Annotated in this window: 22 protein-coding genes; 8 read left to right on the forward strand and 14 right to left on the reverse strand. The window is 71.5% G+C overall.

Features of this window, described 5'->3' with window-relative positions; translation table 11 throughout:
- Nucleotides 1-50: 50 nt before the first annotated feature.
- The 4 genes from IE246_RS13120 to IE246_RS13135 all read right to left on the reverse strand — a co-directional run bounded on the left by IE246_RS13120 (nucleotide 51) and on the right by IE246_RS13135 (nucleotide 7,290).
- Complete coding sequence (locus IE246_RS13120; RefSeq protein WP_189990249.1) at nucleotides 51-3,257, reverse strand: efflux RND transporter permease subunit; 3,207 nt, start codon at nucleotides 3,255-3,257, stop codon at nucleotides 51-53.
- An 18-nt stretch (nucleotides 3,258-3,275) separates the two neighbouring features.
- Complete coding sequence (locus IE246_RS13125; protein ID WP_189990251.1) at nucleotides 3,276-4,382, reverse strand: efflux RND transporter periplasmic adaptor subunit; 1,107 nt, start codon at nucleotides 4,380-4,382, stop codon at nucleotides 3,276-3,278.
- A 125-nt stretch (nucleotides 4,383-4,507) separates the two neighbouring features.
- Complete coding sequence (locus IE246_RS13130) at nucleotides 4,508-6,343, reverse strand: TRAP transporter permease (RefSeq protein ID WP_229837056.1); 1,836 nt, start codon at nucleotides 6,341-6,343, stop codon at nucleotides 4,508-4,510.
- Nucleotides 6,340-7,290: a TAXI family TRAP transporter solute-binding subunit gene (locus IE246_RS13135; protein ID WP_189990253.1), complete on the reverse strand. Its 951-nt coding sequence runs from the start codon at nucleotides 7,288-7,290 to the stop codon at nucleotides 6,340-6,342. Before IE246_RS13135 ends, IE246_RS13130 begins: the two co-directional genes overlap by 4 nt.
- Nucleotides 7,291-7,621: 331 nt before the next feature.
- On the opposite strand from IE246_RS13135, the gene IE246_RS13140 reads away from it, so the two are divergent.
- Both IE246_RS13140 and IE246_RS13145 read left to right on the forward strand, forming a co-directional pair.
- On the forward strand, nucleotides 7,622-8,536 hold the full coding sequence (locus IE246_RS13140) for a radical SAM family protein (protein ID WP_189990255.1): 915 nt from the start codon (nucleotides 7,622-7,624) through the stop codon (nucleotides 8,534-8,536).
- Between the two features lie 79 nt (nucleotides 8,537-8,615).
- Entirely contained in the window at nucleotides 8,616-9,542 is a 927-nt protein-coding gene (locus IE246_RS13145) for a histone deacetylase family protein (protein ID WP_189990257.1), read from the forward strand.
- On the opposite strand, the gene IE246_RS13150 is transcribed toward IE246_RS13145, so the two are convergent.
- Nucleotides 9,479-10,120, reverse strand: coding sequence for a PAS domain-containing protein (locus IE246_RS13150; RefSeq protein WP_189990259.1), 642 nt, complete (start codon nucleotides 10,118-10,120; stop codon nucleotides 9,479-9,481). The genes IE246_RS13145 and IE246_RS13150 overlap by 64 nt on opposite strands.
- Nucleotides 10,121-10,279: 159 nt before the next feature.
- Here IE246_RS13150 and IE246_RS13155 point away from each other — a divergent pair, with 159 nt between their 5' ends.
- Genes IE246_RS13155 through dxs form a run of 3 tightly spaced genes read left to right on the forward strand, consistent with a single transcriptional unit; the run spans nucleotide 10,280 to nucleotide 13,364 of the window.
- A complete protein-coding gene (locus IE246_RS13155) occupies nucleotides 10,280-10,537 on the forward strand; it encodes an exodeoxyribonuclease VII small subunit (protein WP_189990261.1) in 258 nt (85 codons plus the stop codon).
- Between the two features lie 12 nt (nucleotides 10,538-10,549).
- Nucleotides 10,550-11,437: a polyprenyl synthetase family protein gene (locus IE246_RS13160; protein ID WP_189990263.1), complete on the forward strand. Its 888-nt coding sequence runs from the start codon at nucleotides 10,550-10,552 to the stop codon at nucleotides 11,435-11,437.
- A 10-nt stretch (nucleotides 11,438-11,447) separates the two neighbouring features.
- A complete protein-coding gene (gene dxs, locus IE246_RS13165; protein WP_189990265.1) occupies nucleotides 11,448-13,364 on the forward strand; it encodes a 1-deoxy-D-xylulose-5-phosphate synthase in 1,917 nt (638 codons plus the stop codon).
- On the opposite strand, the gene IE246_RS13170 is transcribed toward dxs, so the two are convergent.
- From IE246_RS13170 to IE246_RS13180, 3 genes are all read right to left on the reverse strand, one after another.
- A complete protein-coding gene (locus IE246_RS13170; protein WP_189990267.1) occupies nucleotides 13,361-13,738 on the reverse strand; it encodes a type II toxin-antitoxin system VapC family toxin in 378 nt (125 codons plus the stop codon). The genes dxs and IE246_RS13170 overlap by 4 nt on opposite strands.
- On the reverse strand, nucleotides 13,738-13,992 hold the full coding sequence (locus tag IE246_RS13175; protein ID WP_189990269.1) for a type II toxin-antitoxin system VapB family antitoxin: 255 nt from the start codon (nucleotides 13,990-13,992) through the stop codon (nucleotides 13,738-13,740). Before IE246_RS13175 ends, IE246_RS13170 begins: the two co-directional genes overlap by 1 nt.
- 77 nt (nucleotides 13,993-14,069) lie before the next feature.
- Nucleotides 14,070-14,687 (reverse strand): flavin reductase family protein, encoded by a 618-nt coding sequence (locus IE246_RS13180; RefSeq protein WP_189990271.1) that lies wholly within the window; start codon nucleotides 14,685-14,687, stop codon nucleotides 14,070-14,072.
- Between the two features lie 120 nt (nucleotides 14,688-14,807).
- Here IE246_RS13180 and IE246_RS13185 point away from each other — a divergent pair, with 120 nt between their 5' ends.
- Entirely contained in the window at nucleotides 14,808-15,704 is an 897-nt protein-coding gene (locus IE246_RS13185; RefSeq protein ID WP_189990273.1) for an AEC family transporter, read from the forward strand.
- Between the two features lie 2 nt (nucleotides 15,705-15,706).
- Here IE246_RS13185 and IE246_RS13190 read toward each other — a convergent pair whose 3' ends face one another.
- The 6 genes from IE246_RS13190 to pdeM form a co-directional block, all read right to left on the reverse strand.
- Nucleotides 15,707-16,942, reverse strand: coding sequence for an MFS transporter (locus tag IE246_RS13190; RefSeq protein WP_189990275.1), 1,236 nt, complete (start codon nucleotides 16,940-16,942; stop codon nucleotides 15,707-15,709).
- A gap of 14 nt (nucleotides 16,943-16,956) precedes the next feature.
- Nucleotides 16,957-17,424 carry a DUF1203 domain-containing protein gene (locus IE246_RS13195; RefSeq protein WP_189990277.1) on the reverse strand — a complete coding sequence of 156 codons (468 nt, stop codon included), beginning with the start codon at nucleotides 17,422-17,424 and terminating at the stop codon, nucleotides 16,957-16,959.
- A gap of 256 nt (nucleotides 17,425-17,680) precedes the next feature.
- Nucleotides 17,681-18,814, reverse strand: coding sequence for a CobW family GTP-binding protein (locus tag IE246_RS13200; RefSeq protein WP_189990279.1), 1,134 nt, complete (start codon nucleotides 18,812-18,814; stop codon nucleotides 17,681-17,683).
- Nucleotides 18,811-19,356, reverse strand: coding sequence for a Fur family transcriptional regulator (locus IE246_RS13205; protein ID WP_189990282.1), 546 nt, complete (start codon nucleotides 19,354-19,356; stop codon nucleotides 18,811-18,813). Before IE246_RS13205 ends, IE246_RS13200 begins: the two co-directional genes overlap by 4 nt.
- Nucleotides 19,357-19,427: 71 nt before the next feature.
- Nucleotides 19,428-20,858, reverse strand: a complete 1,431-nt coding sequence (locus tag IE246_RS13210) for a cryptochrome/photolyase family protein (protein WP_189990284.1) — start codon at nucleotides 20,856-20,858, stop codon at nucleotides 19,428-19,430.
- Between the two features lie 61 nt (nucleotides 20,859-20,919).
- Nucleotides 20,920-21,639, reverse strand: coding sequence for a ligase-associated DNA damage response endonuclease PdeM (gene pdeM / locus IE246_RS13215; protein WP_189990286.1), 720 nt, complete (start codon nucleotides 21,637-21,639; stop codon nucleotides 20,920-20,922).
- A 106-nt stretch (nucleotides 21,640-21,745) separates the two neighbouring features.
- Between pdeM and IE246_RS13220 the strand changes: the two genes are divergently transcribed.
- Together IE246_RS13220 and IE246_RS13225 are read left to right on the forward strand one after the other, a co-directional pair.
- The gene (locus tag IE246_RS13220; RefSeq protein WP_189990288.1) at nucleotides 21,746-22,042 is read left to right on the forward strand and encodes a hypothetical protein; all 297 of its coding nucleotides are present in this window, start codon (nucleotides 21,746-21,748) and stop codon (nucleotides 22,040-22,042) included.
- Nucleotides 22,043-22,085: 43 nt separating this feature from the next.
- Nucleotides 22,086-23,192 carry an Acg family FMN-binding oxidoreductase gene (locus tag IE246_RS13225; RefSeq protein ID WP_189990290.1) on the forward strand — a complete coding sequence of 369 codons (1,107 nt, stop codon included), beginning with the start codon at nucleotides 22,086-22,088 and terminating at the stop codon, nucleotides 23,190-23,192.
- The last annotated feature ends 61 nt before the right edge of the window (nucleotides 23,193-23,253 follow it).

Raw genomic sequence — 23,253 nt, forward strand, 5'->3', positions numbered from 1 at the left:
CGCCCGTCCGAGTTCATGCAGGTTTCGGGCCGCCCGGTGACGGCGCGGCGCTACTCGGCCGGAGCCTTGCCCTCGGCGACCGGGCCGGCCGCCGGCTTGGCCTTGTCCCGGGCCGCACGCCCCTCGATCGCCGCCATGAACAGCGACAGCATCGGCGGAATCAGCCCGAGGGTCAGCACCGCCGACAGCGACAGCCCGCCCACCACCACCGAGCCGAGGCCGCGATACAGCTCCGAGCCGGCGCCGGGCATCAGCACCAGCGGCATCATGCCCAGCACGCTGGTCAGGGTGGACATGAAGATCGGTCGGATGCGGTTGCCGGTCGCCTCGAGGATCGCCTCGGCCGGCGTCAGGCCCTCCTTGCGCAGGTGGTACAGGGTCTGGTCGACCAGCAGGATGGCGTTGTTGACCACGGTCCCGATCAGGATCACGAAGCCCAGCAGGGTCAGCATGTCGAGGTTCTGCTGGTACAGCCGGTTCAGCAGCCACAGCCCGATCACGCCGCCGGCGGTCGCCAGCGGCACCGAGAACACGATGATCAGCGGATAGAAGAAGCTCTCGAACAGCACCGCCATCACCAGGTAGACGATGACCAGCGCCAGCGCGAGGTCCAGGACCATGTGGTTCCAGGTCTCGGTCAGCTTGTCGGCGGTACCGGACATCAGCAGCTTGGTGCCCGGCGGCAGCCCCTCGGCACGCAGCGGCTCGATCACCTCGGCGCGCAGGATGTCCATCGCCTGCTCCAGAGGCATCGCCGCGGGCGGGCTGATCTGCAAGGTGATGGTCCGGGCGCGCTCGCGGTGGCGGATCTCGGTCGGACCGGCGGTCTCGAACACGCCGGCGAGCGAGCCGACCGGCACGATCGTCCCCGAAGCGGTGACCACCGGCAGGTCTCGGATGCCCTGGGTCTCGGTGATCTGCTTGAACGGGCCGCGCAGGGTCAGGTCGATGCGTTCGCCGGCGACGGTGATCTCGGCCACCCGCAGGCCGTCGTTGAAGGCGTCGACGGTCTGGCCAAGCTCGACCGCGGTGACGCCGTTGTCGGCCAGCCGCAGCCGGTCGGGAACCACCCGGACCTCCGGGGCTCCCAGGGTCAGGCCGGGACGCGGCCGCATCTGGGTGCCCTGGTCGCGCGGCATGGCGGTCGCGACCTTGCGGGCGGCCCGGCCGGCGACCTCGACGATCTGCTCCAGGCTGCCGCCGGCGATGTCCAGGTCGATCGCCCTGGCGCCGCCGATGCCGCGGCCGAACAGCGAGGTCTGGCGGAAGAAGCCGAGGGTGCCCGGCTCGCTGAACGCGGCATTGCGCATCGGGTCGATCAGGTCGGCGGCGCGCGCCGGGTCGACCGCCGCGGCGCCGATGATCGCGTTGGCCCGGAACGCGGCGAAGAAGAACTGCGCGATTTTCGGCCGGCCGTCGGCGGTCGTGGGCGACTGGTCGCCGTCGGTGGCCCACAGGTCGCGGGTGGCGTCCTCGATGCGCCCGGCGATCGCGGTCATGGTCCCGAGGTTGTAGCCGGCCGGCGGCTGCACCCACCCGATCACCAGGTTCCGGTTGCCGTTCGGCAGGTAGTCGATCTTCGGCAGCATCGCCCAGGTGACCGCCGAGGTGACGGCGGTGAGCCCGACGATCAGGCCGATCGCGACCGGCTTGTGGTGGATGGCCTGGCGGGTCAGGGCGAGGGCGCCGGCCTTGAACGCCCGGGCGCCGGAGTCGATCAGCGGTATCCGCAGGGTGCCCATGGAGTTCGGGTTCTTGCCGAGCAGCCGGCCGGCGAGCGCCGGGATCACGGTCACCGACACCAGCAGCGACAGCAGGACCGAGACCGAGATCGCCACCGCGATGTCGCGGAACAGCTGGCCGACCTCCAGCTCCATGATCAGGATCGGCAGGAACACCATGACCGTGGTGAGGGCCGAGACCAGCACCGCGCCCCAGACCTGGGCGGCGCCGCGATAGGCGGCGTCGCGGGCGCTGTGACCGGTCTGGCGCAGCCGGAAGATGTTCTCCAGCACGACGATGGCGGCGTCGACCACCATGCCGACCGCGAAGGCGATGCCGGCCAGCGAGATGACATTGATCGACCGCCCGAGCGCCGCCATCGCGACGAACGAGCCGATGACCGATACCGGGATCGCCAGGGACACGACGAGCGTCGCCTGCCAGGACCGCAGGAAGGTGAACAGCACCAGCGCCGCCAGCGCGCCGCCGATGTAGATGTTGCTGGTGACCAGCTCGATCGCGGAGTCGATGTAGGTGGTCTCGTCGTAGACCTGCTGCAGGATCAGGTTCTGGGCCGGCAGGTAGTCGCGCTGCAGTTCGGCGATGGCGTCGCGCACGCCCTGCATGGTCTCGATGACGTTGGCGCCGGTCTCACGGTACATCGGCATGCCGATCGCCGGCGTGCCGAAGCGGCGGATGTTGGAGACCGCTTCCTTGTAGTCGAACGTCACCTCGGCGACGTCGCCCACGGTCACCCGCGCGACCCGGCCGGTGACCGGGTCGGTATCGGACCGCAGCACCACGTCGCGCACTGCCCCCGGGCTCTCCAGGTCGCCTTCGGTGCGCACGGTATAGCGCCGCTTGCCTTCCTCGACGGCGCCGCCGGAAATCGACGCGTTGGCCTGGCGCAGCGCCGACACCACCTGCGGCACGGTGATCTGGAAGCGCGCCAGCCGCTCGGGATCGACGATCACCTGCATCTCGCGCTCGCTGCCGCCGTAGATGTTCATGCGGGCGATGCCGGGCACGCGCTCGATGCGGTCCTTGATGACGTCCTCGGCGAAGTCGTAGTAGGTCCCGATCCGCCGCTCGTTGCCGGGACCGGGCATCAGCACCATCCAGGCGATGGCGTTGTCGTCGGACCCCGCGGTGTCGAGGATCGGCTCCTCGGCCTCGGCGGGGTAGTCGCCGACCCGGTCCAGCCGGTTGGCCACCAGCAGCAGCGCCTTGTCCATGTCGGTGCCGATCAGGAACTCGAGCTCGACCCGGGCCCGGCCGATCTCCGACTGGCTGGTCATCGAGCGCAGCCCTTCCAGGCCGCGCAGCTCGTCCTCCTGGCGGTTGGTGATCTCGCGCTCGACCTCGGCCGGCGCCGCGCCCGGCCACTCGGTGGTGACGGTGATGACCGGCTGGTTGACGTCGGGGGCGAGCTGGATCGGGATGCTGAGCAGGGCGACGTACCCGAACAGGATCACCATCAGCACGGTGGAGACCACCGCGATCGGGCGCTCGATGGAGGCGCGGATGAGATCCATGAGTCGCTCCTCGCGCCGTCAGGACTGCGGTTGCACGGGCTGGCCGGAGCGCAGGTTCTCGTTGCCGCGCACCACCACCACGTCGCCGGCGTTGAGGCCCTGCAGGACCTCGTACCGGCTGCCGATGCTCTCGCCGAGCTGAACGGTCTTGGCGACCGCCTTGCCGTCGACCACGACGAACACCGACTGGCGCTCTCCGGCGCGCACGATCGCGTCCTTCGACACGGTCAGGACGTCGCGGGTGTTGCCGATCGGGATGTGCAGCATCACCGACTGGTTGGCGGCGATCACGTGGCTGACGTGCTCGGTCGCCAGGACGAAGCGCACCGCCCGGGTGCGGGTCCGCGGGTTCTCCTCGGGCACGATCGCCCGGACCGCCACCAGGATGTGGTCGCCGTTCTGGATCTCGGCCTCGACGGTGGTGCCGGGCGGGATGCCGTCGAGCCGGTCGGCCGGCACGTCGGCCTCGACCTCGATCTCGGCATCGTTCAGGAGGGTGACCACCGGGTCGCCGACCCGCACATAGGCGCCGGCGGCCTGGTGCTTGACGGTCACCACCCCGTCGTACGGCGCCCGGACGCTGGTGTCCACGAGCGCGATCTCGGCGAGGTTGAGCTGCGCCGTCGCCGCCGCCAGATCGGCCTCCGACCGGGACAGCGTCGACTGGGCGATCTCGACGTCGCGCTGGGCGTCCTCGGCCCGGTCCTTGCGGTAGGCGGTCGAGCCCTTGAGCTGTTCCTGGCGGTCCAGCGCCTGCCGGGCCTTGGCCAGGGTGGCCCGGTCGCGGCCGACGGCCGCGCGCGCCGCCTCGACGGCTGCCGCCCGCAGCCGCCGCTCGCTCTCGGCCCGGTCGTCCGAGAGCTTGGCGAGCACGTCGCCGCGCTGCACCCGGTCGCCGACCTGGACCTGCACACGGTCCACCCGCTCCGCCACGCGGGCCGCGACCACGCCGCTCTGCCGGGCCACCAGCCGGCCGAGCACGTCGATGGTCTGGCTCATCGGCTCCTCGCGCACCGCGTCCACGCCGACGCCCTGCTTGCGTTCCTGGCCGGGGCCGGACTGCGCGGTCGCGGACGGCGTCGAGGCCAGGAGGGCGAGGGCGACGAGGGCGAGGCGGAGGAACATCTGGCGCATCCTGTCCAACACCGATCGGGTCCGGACACGCGGCCGGACCACGGGTTATATCAACGAATCCTCGCAGCTGCGAAGGACGATCGACGCAGTATACGCAGGCGTGAGGCCGCCGGACCTCACACCAGCCGGACGAACAGCAGGACCAGGCCGGCCGCCAGCATCGCCGACCGCCGCCAGGACAGCACCAGCGCGTCGGTGCGGCCGGCCAGGGCGGCGGCGATCAGCCAGAGCGCGGCGCCGATGCGCAGGAACGCGATCGCGGCGGCGAGCGGCTGGCCGGCCGGGTCCAGCAGGGCCGGCTGCACCACGAAGGCGATCGGCACCAGGTACAGGCCGAGGCCCAGCCGCAGCGCCCGGCCGGCGACCGCCAGCCACGGCGCGTCGGCCATCCCGGCGGCGATGAACACGGTCCCGCACACCGGCGGGGTGATGGTCGACAGCAGGGCGTACCAGAACACGAACAGATGGGCGACCAGCGGCGGCAGGCCGAGCTCGATCAGCGCCGGGCCGGCGACCGCGACGCAGATCACGTAGGCCGCCGTCGTCGGCACCTCCATGCCGAGGATCAGGCAGGCCAGCGCGGTCAGCGCCAGGGCGGCCCAGAGCTGGCCGCCGGACACCGCCAGCATCGCCGACGTCACCTTCACCCCGAGCCCGGTCTGGTTCAGCACCCCGACGATCAGCCCGGCGCAGACGATGATCGCGGCGATCCCGGCGGTCTGCCGGCCGGCGTCGACCGCCGCCCGGGCGATCCGGTCGACGAACGCCCGCGGAACCGGGCGCAACCGCTCGTCGACCATCAGCAGGGCGGCGGCGGTGACGATCGCCGCGCCGGCCGCCGACTGCGGGGTCCGGCCGGTCCCGAACAGCACCGCCAGCAGCACCCCGAACGGCAGCGCGAAGAACGGCAGCAGGCGCAGCACCGAGCGGCCGCTCGGCCGCTCCGAGGCCGGCATCGGCGCCAGCCCGGCGTGCTGGGACTGGCGGTCGACGCCGATCCAGACGGCGATGAAGAACAGGATCGCCGGCAGCGTCGCGGCGACCACGATGTCGGTGTAGGGCCGGGTCAGCAACTCGGCCATGACGAAGGCCCCGGCCCCCATCAGCGGCGGCATGATCTGGCCGCCGGTCGACGCCACGGCCTCGACCGCGGCGGCCAGGCTGGCCGGATAGCCGAGCCGCTTCATGGCCGGCAGCGTGATCGCCCCGGTCGAGGCGACGTTGGCGGAGGCCGAGCCGCTGATCGAGCCGAACAGCGCCGAGGCGATCACCGCCACCTTGGCGGCGCCGGCCCTGAGGCCGCCGGCGCTCCACACCGCGATCGCCATGAAGGCGCGGCCGGCCTCGCCCGAGCCGACCACGGCGCCGAGCAGCACGAACACCGCCACCACGTCGACCGAGATCCCGGTCAGCGGCCCCCACAGGCCGCCCTCGGCGATCGTCAGGGTGCCGAGGAAGCTCTCGAGCGGGAAGCCGGGGTGGCCGAACCGGCCGGGCAGCAGGTCGCCGAACACCCCGTAGGCGAGCGCCACCAGGGCGACCGCCGGCAGGATCCACTTGATCGCCCGCCGGCCCATCTCCAGGACCACCAGGATCAGGCCGACCGATATCGCGACCTGGGCCGGGCCCTCCAGGTAGCCGTACTGGTCGACCAGGGCGTCGCGGTCGAGTGCGACCCACAGGCAGCCGGCGGCGCCGACCGCGGCCGCCAGCCAGCCGCCCCAGCGCGCCAGTCGCCCGGAGACCGGCGCGAACACGAACACCCAGGGCAGCGCGAACAGCAGGTGGATCGGCCGGGTCACCAGGTTCGGCAGCAGCCCGGCCGACATCAGGTAGAGATGGTAGCCGGCGCCGAGCAGCCCCCAAAACACCGCGACCCGCCGGACCAGGGGATGGCCCAGCGGGTCGACGATGGCGGTCCCCCGGTCGGGTGTGACGGCGCCGTCGCTCACTTCACGGTGTCGGGGACCGCCACGCCGGCCTCGGCGTAGTACTTCGCGGCACCCGGGTGCAGCTTGGCGCCGAGGTTGGCCAGCATCCCGGCGGTCACGCCGCCCCACCACGGGTTGCTCTTGGTCATGCCGGCCTTGCTGGTCCAGAACGCCTTGGTCAGCTTGTAGGCGGTGTCGTCGTCCATCGAGGCGACGGTGTAGGCGTTGACCGGCAGCGAGATCGTCGTCACGTCGTAGTCGACGCCGGGATAGGTCCCGGCCGGGATCACCAGCTGGTCGCCCTTGACCTTCTCCAGGTCGGCCGCGCTCAGGCCGAGCAGCCGGACGGCGGTGCCGGCGGCGGCCTCGGTGACGTTCGGCGCCGGATAGGAGCCGGCGGTCGCGAAGCCCGCGACCTGGTTGTTCTTGAGGGCCGGCACCGCGGCGTTCAGCTCGACGTCGACGAACGAGACCTTGTCGTCGATCCCGAGCGCCTTGAAGACGTCGTGGGTCTTGCGCTCGCCGAAGCTGCCCTTGCCGCCGGCGATGAAGCTCTTGCCGGCGAGGTCGGCGAAGCTCTGCACGCCGGAATCGGCGCGCACCACCCAGTGCATGGTCAGGGACGGGATCGGGAACAGGCCGCGCACCACGTCGTAGCCGTCCTCGCCCTCGAACGGCTTCTTGCCGGCCATGGCGTTGCCGACCAGCGACGGCGGCGAGGTGAACACGTAGCCGCCGGTCCGGCGCTTGGCCTCCTTGACGTTCTGCACCGAGCCCTGGCTCTCCTCGACGGTGACGTCGAGGCCGGCGGCGGTCTTGGCCGCCTCGGACAGCTGGACGGCCATCACGTAGTAGGACGAGCCGGACTTTGCGGCCTTCAGGGTGACGCGGCCGTCGGCGGCGGCCGGGCCGGCGGCCGACAGGACGAGCGTGGCGGCAGCGAGCGCCGCCGTCAGGGTCTTCTTCATACGGATTTCCTCCCATCGAACGCGCCGGCCGGAATCCGGCCCGGGGCGCAGTTGCCGGCAGGTGAGCATCGCTGCAACGGACCGTCAAGCCGGGCCGTGACGGGGGGGCCGGGGAAGCGCGACCGCGCCGAGACGGGCGTGTCGACCACTGCCCCAACCACATCCGAAGGTGGTGAAGCTTGCTTCTCGCCGGGGCACAATGATACGTCGTTCTGGCGGGGTCGATGGGCGAGCATGGGTGAATCGACGCTCCGGCGATCGCGACCGTCTTTCGATCAGGGCAGCATGATCCGGGGCATCAGCCGACAAGCCGAATTCCACCGGTTGGGGCATGCCTGCGCGCGTCGGTCGTAGCGTGGCCGCCGGCGTATCGGCGTGGCCGGCCCGGGCGGGGCGGATCGGGGCACGTGTGGGGGGGCACGCTCGCATGAAGCGCATCCAGAATCTCGAGATGCATGCGTGGCATGGCTGCAATCTGGCCTGCGAGAGCTGTTCCCACTTCTCGTCGCTGAACCTGCGGGGCGGACCGTCGGCGGCGGACTGCCGGGCCTGGATGGCCGCCTGGCGGGACCGGCTGGAACCGGTGGTGTTTTCCGTTCTCGGCGGCGAGCCGGCGATGAACCGGGAGTTTGTCGAGATCGTCGAAGCGGCGGTGGAGTGCTGGCCGCGGAGCCATATCCGGGTCGTGACCAACGGCTTCTACCTGCACCGCCATCCGCGCCTGCCGGAGGTCATGAAGCGGGCCGCGCGCTCGACCTTGGAGGTGAACTCGCACCACGCTTCCGAGCCGTTTCAGCGCCGGTTCGCGCCGGTCCGCGAGCTTGTCGGGCAATGGCAGCAGACCTACGGCCTGCACGTCCGGCTGATCGAAGCCAGCCGCAAGTGGTCCCGACGCTACGAAGCCGACGACGAGGCCATCCGGTTCTATGACAGCGACGCGCGGACGGCCTGGACGGCTTGCGTCGGCAAGTACTGCACGCAGTTGCACGACGGCCGGCTTTGGAAGTGCGCGCCGGCCGCCTATTTCGAGATGGTCGCGGGGACCCGTCGCACCGCCGACTCGGCGCGCGCCCTGTTCCGTGGATACGAGCCGCTCGGTCCGTCGGCCGGCGACGCCGAACTCGACGCGTTCTTCGCGCGCGAGGAAGAGAGCATCTGCCGGCTGTGCCCGGAGCGTCTCGAGCGGTTCGAACTTCCGATGCCGCTGGGCCGCCGCGCCGTGCCGATACCACAGGCGGCCGAATGAGGGTGGGGACGACGGTCGACTTTCCGCGGCTCGATCGGCGAGGCTGTCGGCGGGGTTCCGCCGTGCTAGGTTGGCTGCCATGACGACGCTGCTGTTCACCCACGAGGCCTGCTTCGCGCACGATCCGGGCCGCATGCATCCCGAGCACCCGGCCCGGCTGAAGTCGGTGCTGCTGGCGCTCGGCGAGCCGGAGTTCTCGACGCTCGAGCGGCGCGAGGCCCCGGAAGCCACGATCGAGCAGATTGCCCGGGTCCATCCGGAAGCCTTTGTCCGCAACATCCTCGCCTCTGTGCCGACCGAGGGCATGGCGGCGATCGACGCCGACACTTTCATGTCGCCGGGGACCGGCGAGGCCGCGCTGCGGGCCGCCGGCGCGGCGGTCGCCGCGGTCGACGCGGTGCTGGCCGGGGAGGCGCGCAACGCGTTCTGCGCCACCCGGCCGCCCGGCCATCATGCCGAGCCGACGCGGGCCATGGGCTTCTGCTTCTTCAACAACGTGGCGGTCGCCGCGGCCCACGCCCGCGCCGTGCACGGGCTGCGGCACGTCGCCGTGGTCGATTTCGACGTGCACCACGGCAACGGCACCCAGGCGGCGTTCGAGGCCGACGGCAGCCTGTTCTACGCCTCGACCCACCAGGTTCCGCTGTACCCGGGTACCGGGGCGGCGAGCGAGCGCGGGGTCGGCAACATCCTGAACGTGCCGATGCGGCCGATGGCCGGCGGTGCCGACTTCCGGCACGCGATCGGCGAGGTGGTCGTGCCGGCGCTGATCGACTTCCATCCCGACCTGCTGATCATCTCGGCCGGGTTCGACGCGCATGTCGACGACCCGCTGGCGTCGGTCGCGCTGGAGACCGAGGACTTCGCCTGGGCGACGCGCGAACTGATCCGGGTGGCCGACATGGTGTGCGACGGCCGGGTCGTGTCATGCCTGGAGGGCGGTTACGACTTGCACGCGCTCGGCGAGGCCTGCGCCGCCCATGTTCGCGAGCTCATGGCCGCCTGATCGGCGTCCTCGGGGGTTCTCGCCGACCGGATCAGGTCGACCGCCCGTACCGCGACCGCCCGCTGCGAGTACCGGAACGGGTGTCGTTCCTCGTACGGGTCTACGTAGTCGAAGTCGTACCGGCTGGCGCCGATGACGTAGAGGCGCCCGGCCTGATCGGTGAACGGCAGGGACAGCCGCTTGACGACGTAGTGGTCGCGCTCGATCGAGCGCCCGAGCAGCACTGCCGGGGCCGACACGCAATAGAGCCAGCGCCGGTGGCCGGCCCGGAAGTATCCCGGCGCCGAGATATCGGACAGCAGCATGCCCTTGGTGGTCTTGCCCCAGACGTGCCGGATCTCCTCGCCCGCCAGTCGGCAGACGAAATCGTCGCGGTCCGGCGTCAGCTCGTAGATCCACATCCGGGGTAGCAGCGACGGATGGTCCAGGGGGTCGAAGCCGGCCTTGTCCGGCAGGCCGCTCTCCGGCGCCAGCCGCAGCCAGGTGTCCAGAAGCTGGGCGACCTCCGGATTGCCGATCTCCTCCTTGAGGCGTTGGACGAGGTTCTGGCCGGCTGAATACTTGAAGAAATGGATCACGGATCAACCTTCGCGAAATCCGGGAGATACTCTCATCTCGGATTCCGACGTTCAAGCCTGCGCTCGCGGGACCGGCGCAGCGTCGCTCGGTCGCGCCGCGCCGCCCTTGTCTCGCCATCTGCCGATGCATAAACTCCGCGCCTCTTTCGGAGGGACGCCGTGACGACCGATACCGCCGAACCCGGAGCCGAGCCCGAAGGCCTGAGCTTCGAGGACGCCCTCAAGGAGCTGGAGCGCATCGTGGAGACCCTCGAGCGCGGCCAGGGATCCTTGGACGATGCCATTGCCGCCTACGAGCGTGGGGCCAAATTGAAGAAGTACTGTCAGGCCAAGCTCGAGGAGGCGCGCCTGAAGGTCGAGAAGATCAAGCTCGACGACGGCGGCCAGCCGGCCGGGACCGCCGGGCTCGACGGCTGATCGGAGGCGGGGATGGCTGATCTGCAGGCCGCGCTGTCGGAGTGCGCCGACGAGGTCGAGCGCATGATGGACCTGCTGCTGCCGCAGCCGGAAGGGCCGGAGGCACGCCTGTACGAGGCGATGCGCCACTCGTCCTTCGCCGGCGGCAAGCGGCTGCGGCCGTTCCTGGTGATGCAGTCGTCCCGACTGTTCGGGGTCGATACCCGCTGCGCCGCCCGCGTCGCCGCGGCGGTCGAGTTCGTGCACACCTACTCGCTGATCCACGACGACCTGCCGGCGATGGACGATGCCGACATGCGGCGCGGCCGGCCGAGCTGCCACGCCAAGTTCGACGAGGCGACCGCGATCCTGGCCGGCGATGCGCTGCAGGCCCTGGCGTTCGAAGTGGTGTCGATGCCCGAGACCCATTCGGACCCGGCGGTGCGCGCCGAACTGGTGCGCGAGCTGGCGCAGGCGGCGGGCGGACGCGGGATGTGCGGCGGCCAGATGATCGACCTGCTGGCCGAGAGCACCGAGATGGACATCGGCGCCATCACCCGGCTGCAGCGCCTGAAGACCGGCGAGATGTTCGCGTTCTCGGCGATCGCCGGCGCGGTGCTCGGCAAGGGCTCCTATCGGTCGTACATGGCGCTGCACAACTACGCCCAGGAGTTCGGCCTGGCGTTCCAGATCGTGGACGACCTGCTGGACGCGCAGGGCGATTCCGAGTGGATCGGCAAGCCGACCGGGCGCGACGCCGAGGCCGGCAAGGCGACCTTCGTGTCGATCCTGGGGGCCGAGCGCGCGCGTGCCCAGGCCGGGCTGTTGGTCGAACAGGCGATCAGGGCCCTCGACGTTTTCGACGAGAAGGCCGATCTTCTGAGGGAGGCCGCGCGCTATGTCGTCGCGCGGACCAAGTGAAGGACCGGCCATGGCCGAGAGCAAGACCCCGCTGCTGGACACGGTGCGCCTTCCCGCGGACCTGAAGGACCTCGAGGTCGCCGACCTGAAGCAGGTCGCCGACGAGTTGCGGCGCGAGACCATCGACGCGGTATCGGTGACCGGCGGCCACCTCGGCGCCGGGCTCGGCGTGGTCGAGCTGACCGTGGCGCTGCACCACGTGTTCGACACGCCGCGCGACAAGGTGATCTGGGACGTCGGCCACCAGGCCTATCCGCACAAGATCCTGACTGGTCGGCGCGACCGCATCCGGACCCTGCGTCAGGGTGGGGGCCTGAGCGGCTTCACCCGGCGCTCGGAGAGCGAGTACGACCCGTTCGGCGCGGCGCACTCCTCGACCTCGATCTCGGCCGGTCTGGGCATGGCGGTCGCCCGCGACCTGAAGGGCGAGAAGTTCAACGTTGTCGCGGTCATCGGCGACGGCGCCATGAGCGCCGGCATGGCCTACGAGGCGATGAACAACGCCGGTTCGTCCGACAGCCGGCTGATCGTCATCCTGAACGACAACGACATGTCGATCGCGCCGGCGGTCGGCGCCATGAGTGCGTATCTCTCGCAGATCGTCTCGTCGCGCTCGTACCGGTCGTTCCGGCACATCGCCAAGCAGGTCGCCCAGCACCTGCCGAAGCCGCTGGAGCGCACCGCCAAGCGGGCCGAGGAGTTCGCCCGCGGGCTGGTGACCGGCGGCACGCTGTTCGAGGAGCTGGGATTCCTCTATGTCGGCCCGGTCGACGGCCACAACCTCGACCATCTGCTGCCGGTCCTGAAGAACCTGCGCGACACCCCCGGCGACGGACCGGTGCTGCTGCACGTTGTGACCGAGAAGGGCCGCGGCCACCCGTTCCCGGAGGCCAGTGCCGAGAAGTACCACGCGGTCGCCAAGTTCGACCTGGTGACCGGCGCCCAGTCCAAGCCCAAGGCCAACGCGCCGTCCTATACCCACGTGTTCGCCGAGAGCCTGATCGCCGAGGCCGAGAGCGACGAGCGGATCGTCGCGATCACCGCCGCCATGCCGTCCGGCACCGGCCTCGACCGGTTCGCCCGGCGGTTCCCGGAGCGCAGCTTCGACGTCGGCATCGCCGAGCAGCACGCCGTGACCTTCGCCGCCGGCATGGCGACCGAGGGCATGAAGCCGTTCTGCGCGATCTACTCGACCTTCCTGCAGCGCGGCTACGACCAGGTCGTGCACGACGTGGCGATCCAGGGCCTGCCGGTGCGGTTCGCGATCGACCGGGCCGGGCTGGTCGGGGCCGACGGCGCTACGCACGCCGGCGCCTACGACCTCGCCTATCTCGGCTGCCTGCCGGGCTTCGTGATCATGGCGCCGTCGGACGAGGCCGAACTGGTGCACATGGTGGCGACCGCGGCCGCCATCGACGACGGCCCGAGCGCGGTGCGCTACCCGCGTGGCGAGGGCGTCGGGGTCGAGCTGCCGGCCCGCGGCACGCCGCTGGAGATCGGCCGTGGCCGTATCGTGCGCGAGGGCTCGTCGGTCGCGCTGCTGTCGCTCGGCGGCCGCATGCAGGAATGCCTGAAGGCGGCCGACGAGCTGGCGGCCCGCGGCCTGTCGACCACGGTCGCCGACGCCCGCTTCGCCAAGCCGATCGACACCGACCTGGTGCGCCGGCTGGCGGCCGAGCACGCCGTGCTGATCACGGTCGAGGAGGGCGCGGTCGGCGGCTTCGCGGCCCAGGTGCTGCAGTACCTGGCGTCCGAGGGCCTGCTCGACCGCGGCCTGGTGGTGCGGCCGATGACCCTGCCGGACCGCTTCATCGACCACGACAAGCCCGAGGTGCAGTACGCCCGGGCCGGGCTCGACGCCGCCGGCATCGTGGCGACCGCCCTGACCGCGCTCGGCAAGGACGCCGAGACGGTGGCGCGGGCCTAGAGGTCGGTCTTCGAGAAGTCGTCGCCTTTGTAGAGCAGGGGCGAACCGGTGACCTTCGCCAGTGCATAGGCAAAGCAGTCGCCGTAGTTCAGGGCGGCCGGATGCCGACCCTTGCCGAACTGCCGCCAAGCCACGCGCGCGATCTCCGTCTGCTCGTGGTCGACCGGCACGATTTCGATCCCGGCGCGGTAGACCAGCAGGTCGAGTTCCCTACCGGCGCTCTCGCCCTTCCTGGTTTCGATGACGATCGAGGCCTCCAGCAGCGTCGCCGCCGACATCAGCCTCGGGCCGGCGGCCTCGATTGCTTCGGCGAAGCGGCCGGCGTCGGGTTCGTTCAGAAGGATCGCGACGACCGCCGACGTGTCGATCACCATCAGTGCGGCAGTCCGTGCTCGTCGTAGCCGATGACCTCTTCGGCCGTCCGGCTGTCGAGATCGGGCAGGGCGGCGCACCGCTGTCCGATGGCCAGCAGTTCGGCCGCGAGGCTGCGGCCGGCTTTGTCGCGTCGCAGTCGCTGCAGCCGTTCCTCGGTCGCCTTCCGTATGGCGCCCGTCACGCCTTCGCCGGTGGCGGCAGCAAGTTCCCGAACCAGCCTCTCGGTGACCGGATCCTTGATGTTCAGGGGCATCGCTATTCCCAGGCAGAAATCTTATGCCGATAAAGATAGCGCATGGGACGACTGCGGCAAGCCTGCCGCCTGCGCCGTCAGTCCGGCCGCATCATCTGGAACACCTCGGTGACGGTCGCGTAGTCGAAGTAGCCGAGCCGGGAGACCGGGCGGTAGCGGGTGACGTCGACCAGGCCGTCCTCGACGATCGCCGGGTCGACGTGGACGCCGATGACCTCGCCGAAGATCGCGTAGTTGCCGGCCGGCTCGTTCCAGGACGGCAGCTTGACGGTCTCCAGGTACCGGCACTCCAGCGCCACCGGGGCGGCGGCGACCCGCAGCGGCCTGACCTTCTGGCAGGCGGCGCCCCGCAAGCCGGCCTTGGCCATCTCGTCGTCGCCGTGCGGCAGGTGGGCCGAGGTCTCGTTCATCTGCTCCTTCAGCGCTTCGGAGACGATGTTGCAGACGAACTCGCCGGTCGCCTCGACGTTGCGCTGGCTGTCCTTCGGCGAGCCGTCGGGCTTGGTGCCGGTGCCGAACACCACGACGGGCGGCAGGAACGACATGGCGTTGAAGAAGCTGTAGGGCGCCAGGTTGGTGCGCCCGTCGGCGTCGACGGTCGAGATCCAGCCGATCGGCCGGGGCGACACGAAGGCCTTGAACGGGTCGTGGCGGAAGCCCTGGTCCTTGTGACGGCCCGGCTCGTAGAAGATCATGCGTTACCCTCCCGCACGCGCTAAGACAGGATCAGATGTGGCGCACTGCCCGGGCCCGCGCAACCGCCGCGGCGGAAACGGTACTGTGCCCGGCCGTGGCCGAGCGGGGGAAGTGAACGCGTGATCGTCCTGGATCTGGTGGGCATCGTCGCCCCGGTGTTCGTGTGCGCGGTCATCGGCTGGACCTGGGCCAAGCTCGGCAAGGCGTTCGACAGCGAGACGGTGACCGGCCTGACCGTGCAGATCGGCACGCCCTGCCTGGTGTTCGATACGCTGACCCGGCTCGACCTCAACATCGCCGATTTCGGGATGATGGCGGCCGGCACCGGGCTGACGGTGATCGGCTTCGGGCTGCTGGCGATCCCGTGGCTGTACGCCGCCGGCCTCGACCGGGCGACCTTCCTGCCGGCCCTGATGTTCCCGAACACCGGCAACATGGGGCTGCCGATCGCCCTGTTCGCGTTCGGCGACCGCGGCCTGGCCCTGGCGATCTCGTTCTTCGCGGCCATGGTGATCCTGCAGTTCACGGTCGGCGTGGCGATCGCCTCTGGCCGGGCCTCGCTGCGCATGGCGCTGACCTCGCCGGTGCTGTACGCGGTCGTCGCGGCGCTGCCGGTGATGGCGTTCGACCTGGAGGTGCCGGCGGTCGCCGCCAAGACCCTGCACCTGCTGGCCGGCTTCACCATCCCGGTGATGCTGATCGCGCTCGGGGTGTCGCTGGCCAAGCTGGAGGTGCGGTCGCTCGGCGACGGGCTGGCGGTCGCGCTGGCCCGGCTGTTCATCGGCTTCGGGGTCGGAACCGCGGTCGCCTGGGGCCTCGGGCTGTCGGCCGAGGCCGCCGGCGTGCTGATCCTGCAGTCGTCGATGCCGATCGCGGTGTTCAGCTACCTGTTCGCGCTGCGCTACGGCCGCCGCCCGGAGGCGGTGGCCGGCGCGGTCGTGCAGTCGACGGTGCTGGGCTTCGCCGCCCTGCCGGTGGTGATCTGGCTGGTCCGGTTCGGCGGCCTTTCTCTCTGAGGTCAGGTCGTCGCCGTCGCCATCTCCGGCTGGCGGGCCAGGCGGACCGCCGGAGACGCCAGGATGACCAGGGCCTGCAGCAGGAAGCCGACGACCGCCAGCAGCAGGCAGGCCTCGGCCCCGGACATCGCCGCCACCGCCGCCCCGAGCGCGGCGCCGAGCGGGCGCGAGCCCTGGGCCAGGACGCTGAACGACGACACCCGGCCGAGCAGGCCCGGCGGCGTCACCGCCTGGCGCAGCGTGGTGGTGCTGATCACCCACAGGATCGGCCCGAGCCCCAGCAGGAAGAAGCCGAGGCCGGCGAGCACCGGGGTCGGGACCCAGATGGTCGCGGCCATCACCAGCGAGGCGGCCAGCCCGGTGACCGGGCCGATCGCGACCACCGTGCCGAACGCCAGCCGGCGCATCACCGCCGGCGCCAGCAGCGCGCCCGCCACCATGCCGGCACCGTACAGGGCGAGCACCAGCCCGACGCCGGAGGCGGTCATGGCGAGGTGGCGCACCGCAAAGGGCACGAACACCGCCATGATGACGAAGTAGGCGGTGTTGAACACGAACTGGGTGATCAGCACCGGCCGCAGCAGGGCATGACCGGCGACGAACCGCGCGCCCTCGGCGATCTCCTGCAGCACGTGGCGCCGGGGCCGCGCGGCCCGGGCCGGTTCGTGCAGGCCGGCCAGCAGGCCGGTCGCCGCCAGCGAAAGCCCGGCCGCCACGGCGAAGGCGGCGCCGGCGCCGGTCCAGCCGACCAGCACGCCGCCGAGCGCCGGCCCGGCGGTGAAGGCCAGGGTGCGGGCGAGCTCCAGCCGGGCGTTGGCGGGTGCCAGCCGGTCGGCCGGGACCAGGGCCGGCACCAGCGCCGGGGCGGCGACGCTGTAGACCACGGTCCCGCAGGCCGCCAGGAAGCCGAGCGCCGCCAGCAGCGGCCAGGTGACGTGGCCGCCCAGGATCAGCGCCAGGATCGCCAGCAGGGCAAGCGCGCGCAGCGCCTCGGCCGCGACCATCAGGCCGCGGCGCGACAGCCGGTCCGCCAGCACCCCGGCGGGGATCGCCAGCAGCAGGAACGGCAGGGTCAGGGCGGTCTGCAGCAGGCCGGTCTCGGCGGCGCCGGCGCCCAGCGCCAGCACAGCGACCAGCGGGGCGGCGGCCAGCGCCACCTGCTCGGCCGACTGGGCCGCCAGGTTGGACCAGGCGAGTCGGACGAAGGAGACCGGGAACCGGGGAGCGGGAGAGGACATGGCGGGCTCCACCCTCAGGCGCGGTCGATGCGGGCGGCGTAGCAGCCGCGCGTCGCGTAGTGGGCGTGCAGGTAGGCGGTCGCCGGGTCGGTCAGGTAGCGATGGATCAGCGCCTCGACCTCGTCGCCGCGGGCCAGCTCGGCGGCGACGATCATGTGGTCGGCGTCGAAGGCGCGTAGCGAGATCGGCCGGAGCTTGAGGGCCTCGGGAACCTCGTTGACCCGGTCGTAGGCGACCTCGGCCCCCTCCAGCACGAAGATCGCGTGGCTGGAGCGGTACGGGCCGTCGGCCGGCTGGTGGGTGTAGTTGACCAGCAGCAGGCGTTCGCCCGGCTCGGCATCGCGGACCTCGACCCGGTCGGGGAAGCCCGGCTTGCTGTCGGCGACGCAGCGCCGCGCGCCGCGCTCGGCCAGCGCGGCGTCGGTCAGGCCGTACAGGTGGCGGAACGGCTCGGGCGACAGCCCGGAGATGCGGAAATCCATGACGGCCTCCATCGTTGCGATGGAGGTACGCTAGGGTCTGGCGAGAGGGCCCGCGTCCCGGCGCTTGCGGTACAATTGCGATGGGCCGGTGGCGGCGGGTGGGTTCCGGCTCGACCGCGCCGGGGCGGCGCGTCCGTCCGGAATGACGACAGGGGTGGGGGGCGGCTACTCCCTTCCTTTGTCGTCATCCCGGCCGAACCCCGGACCTGATCCGGGGGACGAGCCGGGATCCACCGGCCGCCTCAGCGGGGAACGGTTACGCGAACTCCAGCGCCAGGTAGGAGTTCAGGATCCGTTCGACGGCCTCCTTCTCCAGGTCGCGGGCGATGATCACCAGCTTGGAGCGGCGGTCGTCGTCCGGCCAGGCGTCGAGCTTGGCCGGCGGGTGGAACAGGTGCTGGACCGCGTGCACCACCACCGGCTGGTCGACCTCCTTGACGTTCAGGATGCCCTTCATGCGCAGCAGGTTCAGGCCGTGGCTCTGCACCAGCATGTCGAGCGCCGGGGCGATGGCGTTCCAGGCGAACGGCTCGTCGAAGGTCAGGCAGAACGCGCGGATGTGGTCGTCGTGCCGGTTGACGTCGTGGTGGTGATGGTCGTGCCCATGGTGGTCATGACCGTGGTCGTGGTGATGATGCCCATGACCGTGGCCATGCCCGTGCTCGTGCTCGCGGTGATAGACGTGGCCCTCGGTGTCGCGGTAGGCCTCCTCCTTCAGCCAGCGCTGAACGTCCGACGACTTGGTCATCGGGTTGTACAGGCCGGCGTCGAACAGCGCCTTCGGCTCGATGTCGCCGTTCACCGCCTTCAGCACCGGCGCCGCCGGGTTGATGGCGTACAGCCGCTCCTCGAGGGCGGAGACCGCCCCGGCCGGGGCGAGGTCGGTCTTGCTGAGCACGATGCGGTCGGCGACCGCTACCTGCTTGACGCTCTCGAACTGCTGGTCGAGCTGCCAGGGCGCGTTCACCGCGTCGACCACGGCGATCACCCCGTCCAGCGTGAAGCGGGTCACCAGGAAGCCGTCGGACATCATGGTGTGCAGGATCGGCGCCGGGTCGGCGAGGCCGGTGGTCTCGATGACGATCCGGTCGAACGGCGCGATCTCGCCCTTGGCGCGCCGCTTGTAGAGCGACTTCAGGGTGTCGAGCAGGTCGCCGCGCACGGTGCAGCACAGGCAGCCGGAGTTCAGCAGGACGGCGTCCTCGTCGACCTTCTCGATCAGGGTGTGGTCGAGGCCGATCTCGCCGAACTCGTTGATGATCACCGCGACCCGGTTCATCCCCGGATGCGCCAGCAGCGCCTTCAGCAGCGTGGTCTTCCCGCTGCCGAGGAAGCCGGTCAGGATCGAGACCGGCATGCGGTCCAGCGGGGAGGGGGCTTCGTCGGTCATGCGTGCTCTCCGGCGTGGGACGGTCTGGACCGGGCTTGACCACCCGGGCGGCGGCAGGCCGGACAGCGGCCGGCCACCTCGATGGTGATGCGGCGGATCTCGAAGTCCATTTCGCGGGCCTTGGCCTTGAGGTCGGCGTCGAGTGCGCCGCCTTCCAGCTCGTGGGCGATTCCGCAGGTCTCGCAGATCAGGAAATAGCCGCGGTGGGGGTGCTCGGGCTGGGCGCAGCCGACGAACGCGTTGCGGCTCTCGATCCGGTGCACCAGTCCCTGCTCGATCAGGAACTCGAGCGCCCGGTAGACGGTGGGCGGCGCCACCCGGCCGCCTTCGCCGTCGGCCTCGCGGGCCCGCGACAGCTTGTCGATCAGCTCGTAGGCGCCGATCGGGGCGTGGCTTTCCCAGATCAGCTCCAGCACCCGGCGGCGCAGGTCGGTCAGCCGGGCGCCGCGCTGGCGGCACACGATCTCGGCCGCGGCCAGCGCGTCGGCGACGCAGTGCGCGTGGTCGTGCTCGTGTCCGGGAAAGCGTTCGGCCTCGGCCAAGGAGATCTCCGTCAGCGGGACCCCCCCGTATATCAGGTTTGGCGGGGGGGCTGCCAACCCGCGCGTCCGGTTCAGTCCTTCCGGAGTGCCTTGAACGCCGCCAGCGCCCGGTCGCGGGCGGCGGCGTGGTCGACGATCGGCCCGGGATAGTCGCGCCCCAGGCGGATGCCGGCGTCGGCGAGATCCAGCGGCCGGGCGGCCCAGGGTGAATGGATGGCGGCGGCGGGCAGCCGCGCCAGTTCGGGCACCCAGCGCCGGACATAGGCACCGTCCGGATCGAACTTGACGCCCTGCAGCGACGGGTTGAACACCCGGAAGAACGGCGCGGCGTCTGCGCCGCAACCGGCCACCCACTGCCAGGACGCCGCGTTGTTGGCGAGGTCGGCGTCGACCAGCGTGTCCCAGAACCAGGCCTCGCCGGCCTGCCACGGGATCAGCAGATCCTTGATCAGGAACGACGCCACGATCATCCGGACCCGGTTGTGCATCCAGCCGGTCTGCCACAGCTCGCGCAGGCCGGCATCGACGATCGGGTAGCCGGTGCGGCCCTGCTGCCAGGCGCGCAGGCCCTGCGGGTCGTCGACCCAGGGGAAGCCGGCGAACTCCGGGCGCAGCGGCCTGTCGGGCAGGTCGGGAAAGTGATGCAGCAGGTGATGGGCGAACTCGCGCCAGGCCAGCTCGGACAGGAATTTGTCGGTGCGGCCGGGCTCGTGCCGGGAGAGCGCGGCGTGCCAGGCCTGGCGCGGCCCGAGCTCGCCGAAATGCAGGTGTGGCGACAGCCGCGAGGTGGCCGGTTCGGCCGGCAGGTCGCGCTTGCGGGCGTAGTCCAGCACCGCCTCGTCCAGGAACCCGTCCAGGCGACGCAGCGCAGCGTTCTCGCCCGGCAGCCAGGCGGCGCGCAGGCCGCCGGCCCAGTCCGGACCGCGCGGGGTCAGGGCCCAGTCGGCGAGGGCGTCGCCGGTCGGCATCCGCGCCGGTGTCGGCAGGCGCTCCGGTGGCGGGGTCGGCGTGGCGGTCTCGACGGCGGCGCGCAGTGCCTTCCAGAACGGCGTGAACACCTTGTACGGGCCGCCGGTCCTGGTCTCGATCTGCCACGGCTCGCACAGCAGGGCGCTGTTGAAGCTGCGGGCCTCGACCCCGCGACGCTTGAGGTCCGCCTTGATCTCGGCGTCGCGCCGCGTCGCCCAGGGTTCGTAGCGGCGGTTCCAGAAGACCGCCGCAGCACCGGTCTCCTCGACCAGCCGCCCGATGACCTCGGATGCCGGACCGCGCCGCAGGACGAGGCTGCCGCCGCGCGTGCCCATGGCCTCGGCCAGCGCTTCGAGCGAGTGGTGCAGCCACCAGCGCGCAGCACCGCCCGTCGCCCAGTGCCCGGCGTCGGCGTCGTCGAGCACGAACACCGGGATCAACGGCCGGCCGGCCGCGACGGCGGCTGTGAGCGCCGGGTTGTCGGTCAAGCGCAGGTCCTGGCGGAACCACAGCAGGGTGGGGGCGGCGGTCATGGGGCGGCATTCCGGGGCGGTGGACGGACGCAGGCGTCTACGGCCGCGGTCGGCGACCGGATCACCCGCGGGCGCGGAGCTCGGCCCGGGTCAGGTCCGGGACCGGCGGCACCAGCCGGTCGTTCGGCACCCGCAGCAGCCGCTCGGACGCCAGCAGCAGGACCTCGAACCGGCGCTGGAACAGCCGGCGGAGATCCGGGCTCAGCACGTCCAGCCCGCCGGTGTAGGCGCCGAACGACGGCAGGATCAGCCGCCTGCCGTCGGTCGCGAAGCAGCGCCCCGTCAGGTTGCGGGCCCGCAGCTTGACCCGGGCCTTCGGGTGGTAGTGGGCGGAGACCTCGCCGTGCACCGGCCCGGCGGTCGCCGCGTGCCGGAACACCAGCGGCCCGTCGATCAGGTCCGGCAGCACCCGGCCGCCCCAGTCGGCGGGCGGCTCGGGGTCGTGGTTGCCGGCGATCCAGATCCAGTCGACATCGCGGGTCAGGGCGGCCAGCCGGTCGCGCTCGGCCTCGCCCAGCCGGTCGCCGGCGCCGGCATCGTGGAAGCTGTCGCCGAGGCAGATCACGCGCTCCGGCCGATGCGCCTCGATGGCGGTGGCCAGGCGCGCCAGGGTCGCGGCGCTGTCGTAGGGCGGCAGCAGCACGCCGCGGCGCGCGAAGCCGGAGCCCTTCTCCAGGTGCAGGTCGGCGACCACCAGGGTGCGCCGCGCCGGCCACAGCAGGACGCCGAGGGGATCGGCATGCAGTTCGGCGCCGTTGAGATGCAGGATCGGGGACGTCATGGTGCGACCGTATTCGCGGCGTTCGAAAGGTCAACGGGCTTGCGGAGCACCCTCGGCAGGCACCACGCTGCCGACGGCGATGCTTGCTGCGGTGAAGGACCTGGCCATGAAGATCGCGGGTCGCCGGCCGATGACGGTCATTCGCGACGGCGTGCGGTGGGCGGACGATACCCTGCCGCCGGGCGTCCGGACGGCGGCCGGATTCCTGCTGATGATCGGCGGCTTGTTCGGGTTCCTGCCGGTTCTCGGATTCTGGATGCTGCCGCTGGGCGGAGCCGTCGCGGCTCTCGACATCCCGTTCCTGCGGCGGCGCCTGCTGGGCTGGCTCGACCGGGTCGGGGCGGAGCCGGATCGTGCAACGCCCGGCGGCGCCTCGACGCCGCGCCCGGGCCGTCCTACTTAGAGATCAGGCGTGCAACCGGCGGGGTAGGATGAGACGCAGGCGGATGTCCCGGCGGAAGGCCCTGGCGCTGGTCGGCGGCGGGGTCGTGCTGGCGGCCGGCGCTGCCGTCGGCGGCTACCACTACGACCGCACGCGGCGGCCGGCGGCGGCGCTCGAGCCGTGGCGTCACGCCGGCGGCTACGACGAGCCCCGGCGGCGAGCCCTGTCCTATGCGATCCTGGCGCCGAGCCCGCACAACCTTCAGCCGTGGCTGGCCGACCTCCGGCAGCCGGGTCGGATCGGCATCCTGCGCGATCCGGACCGGCGGCTGCCGGAGACCGATCCGTACGGCCGCCAGCTCACCATCGCCATGGGCTGCTTCCTGGAACTGCTGGTCATGGCGGCGGCCGAGGACGGCCATGCCGTGACCCTGGACCTGCTGCCGGACGGCGACGATGGCCCGGTCGCGATCGCGCATCTCGGACCCGGCGGGACGCCCGACCCGCTGTTCCGGCAGGTTCTGGCGCGGCGCTCGTGCAAGGAACCCTACGAGGACAGGCCGCTGCCGGCCGAGATGGTGAGGCAGCTTTCCGAGCACGCCCGCATCGTCGTCGAACCGGACCTGGTGGAGAGCCTCAAGGGGTTGAGCTGGACGGCCTGGCAGGTCGAGGCCCGCACCCCGCGCACGTTGCGGGAGAATGTCGGGCTGATGCGGTTCGGCAAGGCCGAGATCGAAGCCGAGCCCGACGGGATCGCGGTCGGCGGCGGTCTCCTGGAAGGGCTGATGAGCCTCGGCGCGCTCGACCGGGCCGCCCTGCTGGACCGGGACTCGGCGGCGTTCGACGCGATGATGCGGCTGCAGGAGCGGGTTCTGTGGGCGACCCCGGCCTTCGCCGTGATCGTCACCCCGGACAACACCCGCCTGGACCAGATCGAGGCCGGGCGGCGCTGGCTGCGGTTGAACCTGGCGGCGACCGCCCTCGGCCTCGGGCTGCACCCGGTCAGCCAGACCCTGCAGGAGTACCGCGAGCTGTCGATGCACCGGCGCCGGGCGCACGAGCTGCTGGCCGAGCTCGGACAGGCGGTACAGATGCTCGGGCGGCTCGGCTTCGGGCCGGGCGTGCCGGCGGCGCCGCGCTGGCCGCTTGAACGCCGGCTGGTCGGGACGTAGACGGCCGTCGGTAGGATCGGGGCTGGACGTTTGCGTTCCGGCGGCCATCTTTCCGACGGGC

The organism is Thalassobaculum fulvum (assembly GCF_014652915.1).
Classification (GTDB): domain Bacteria; phylum Pseudomonadota; class Alphaproteobacteria; order Thalassobaculales; family Thalassobaculaceae; genus Thalassobaculum_A; species Thalassobaculum_A fulvum.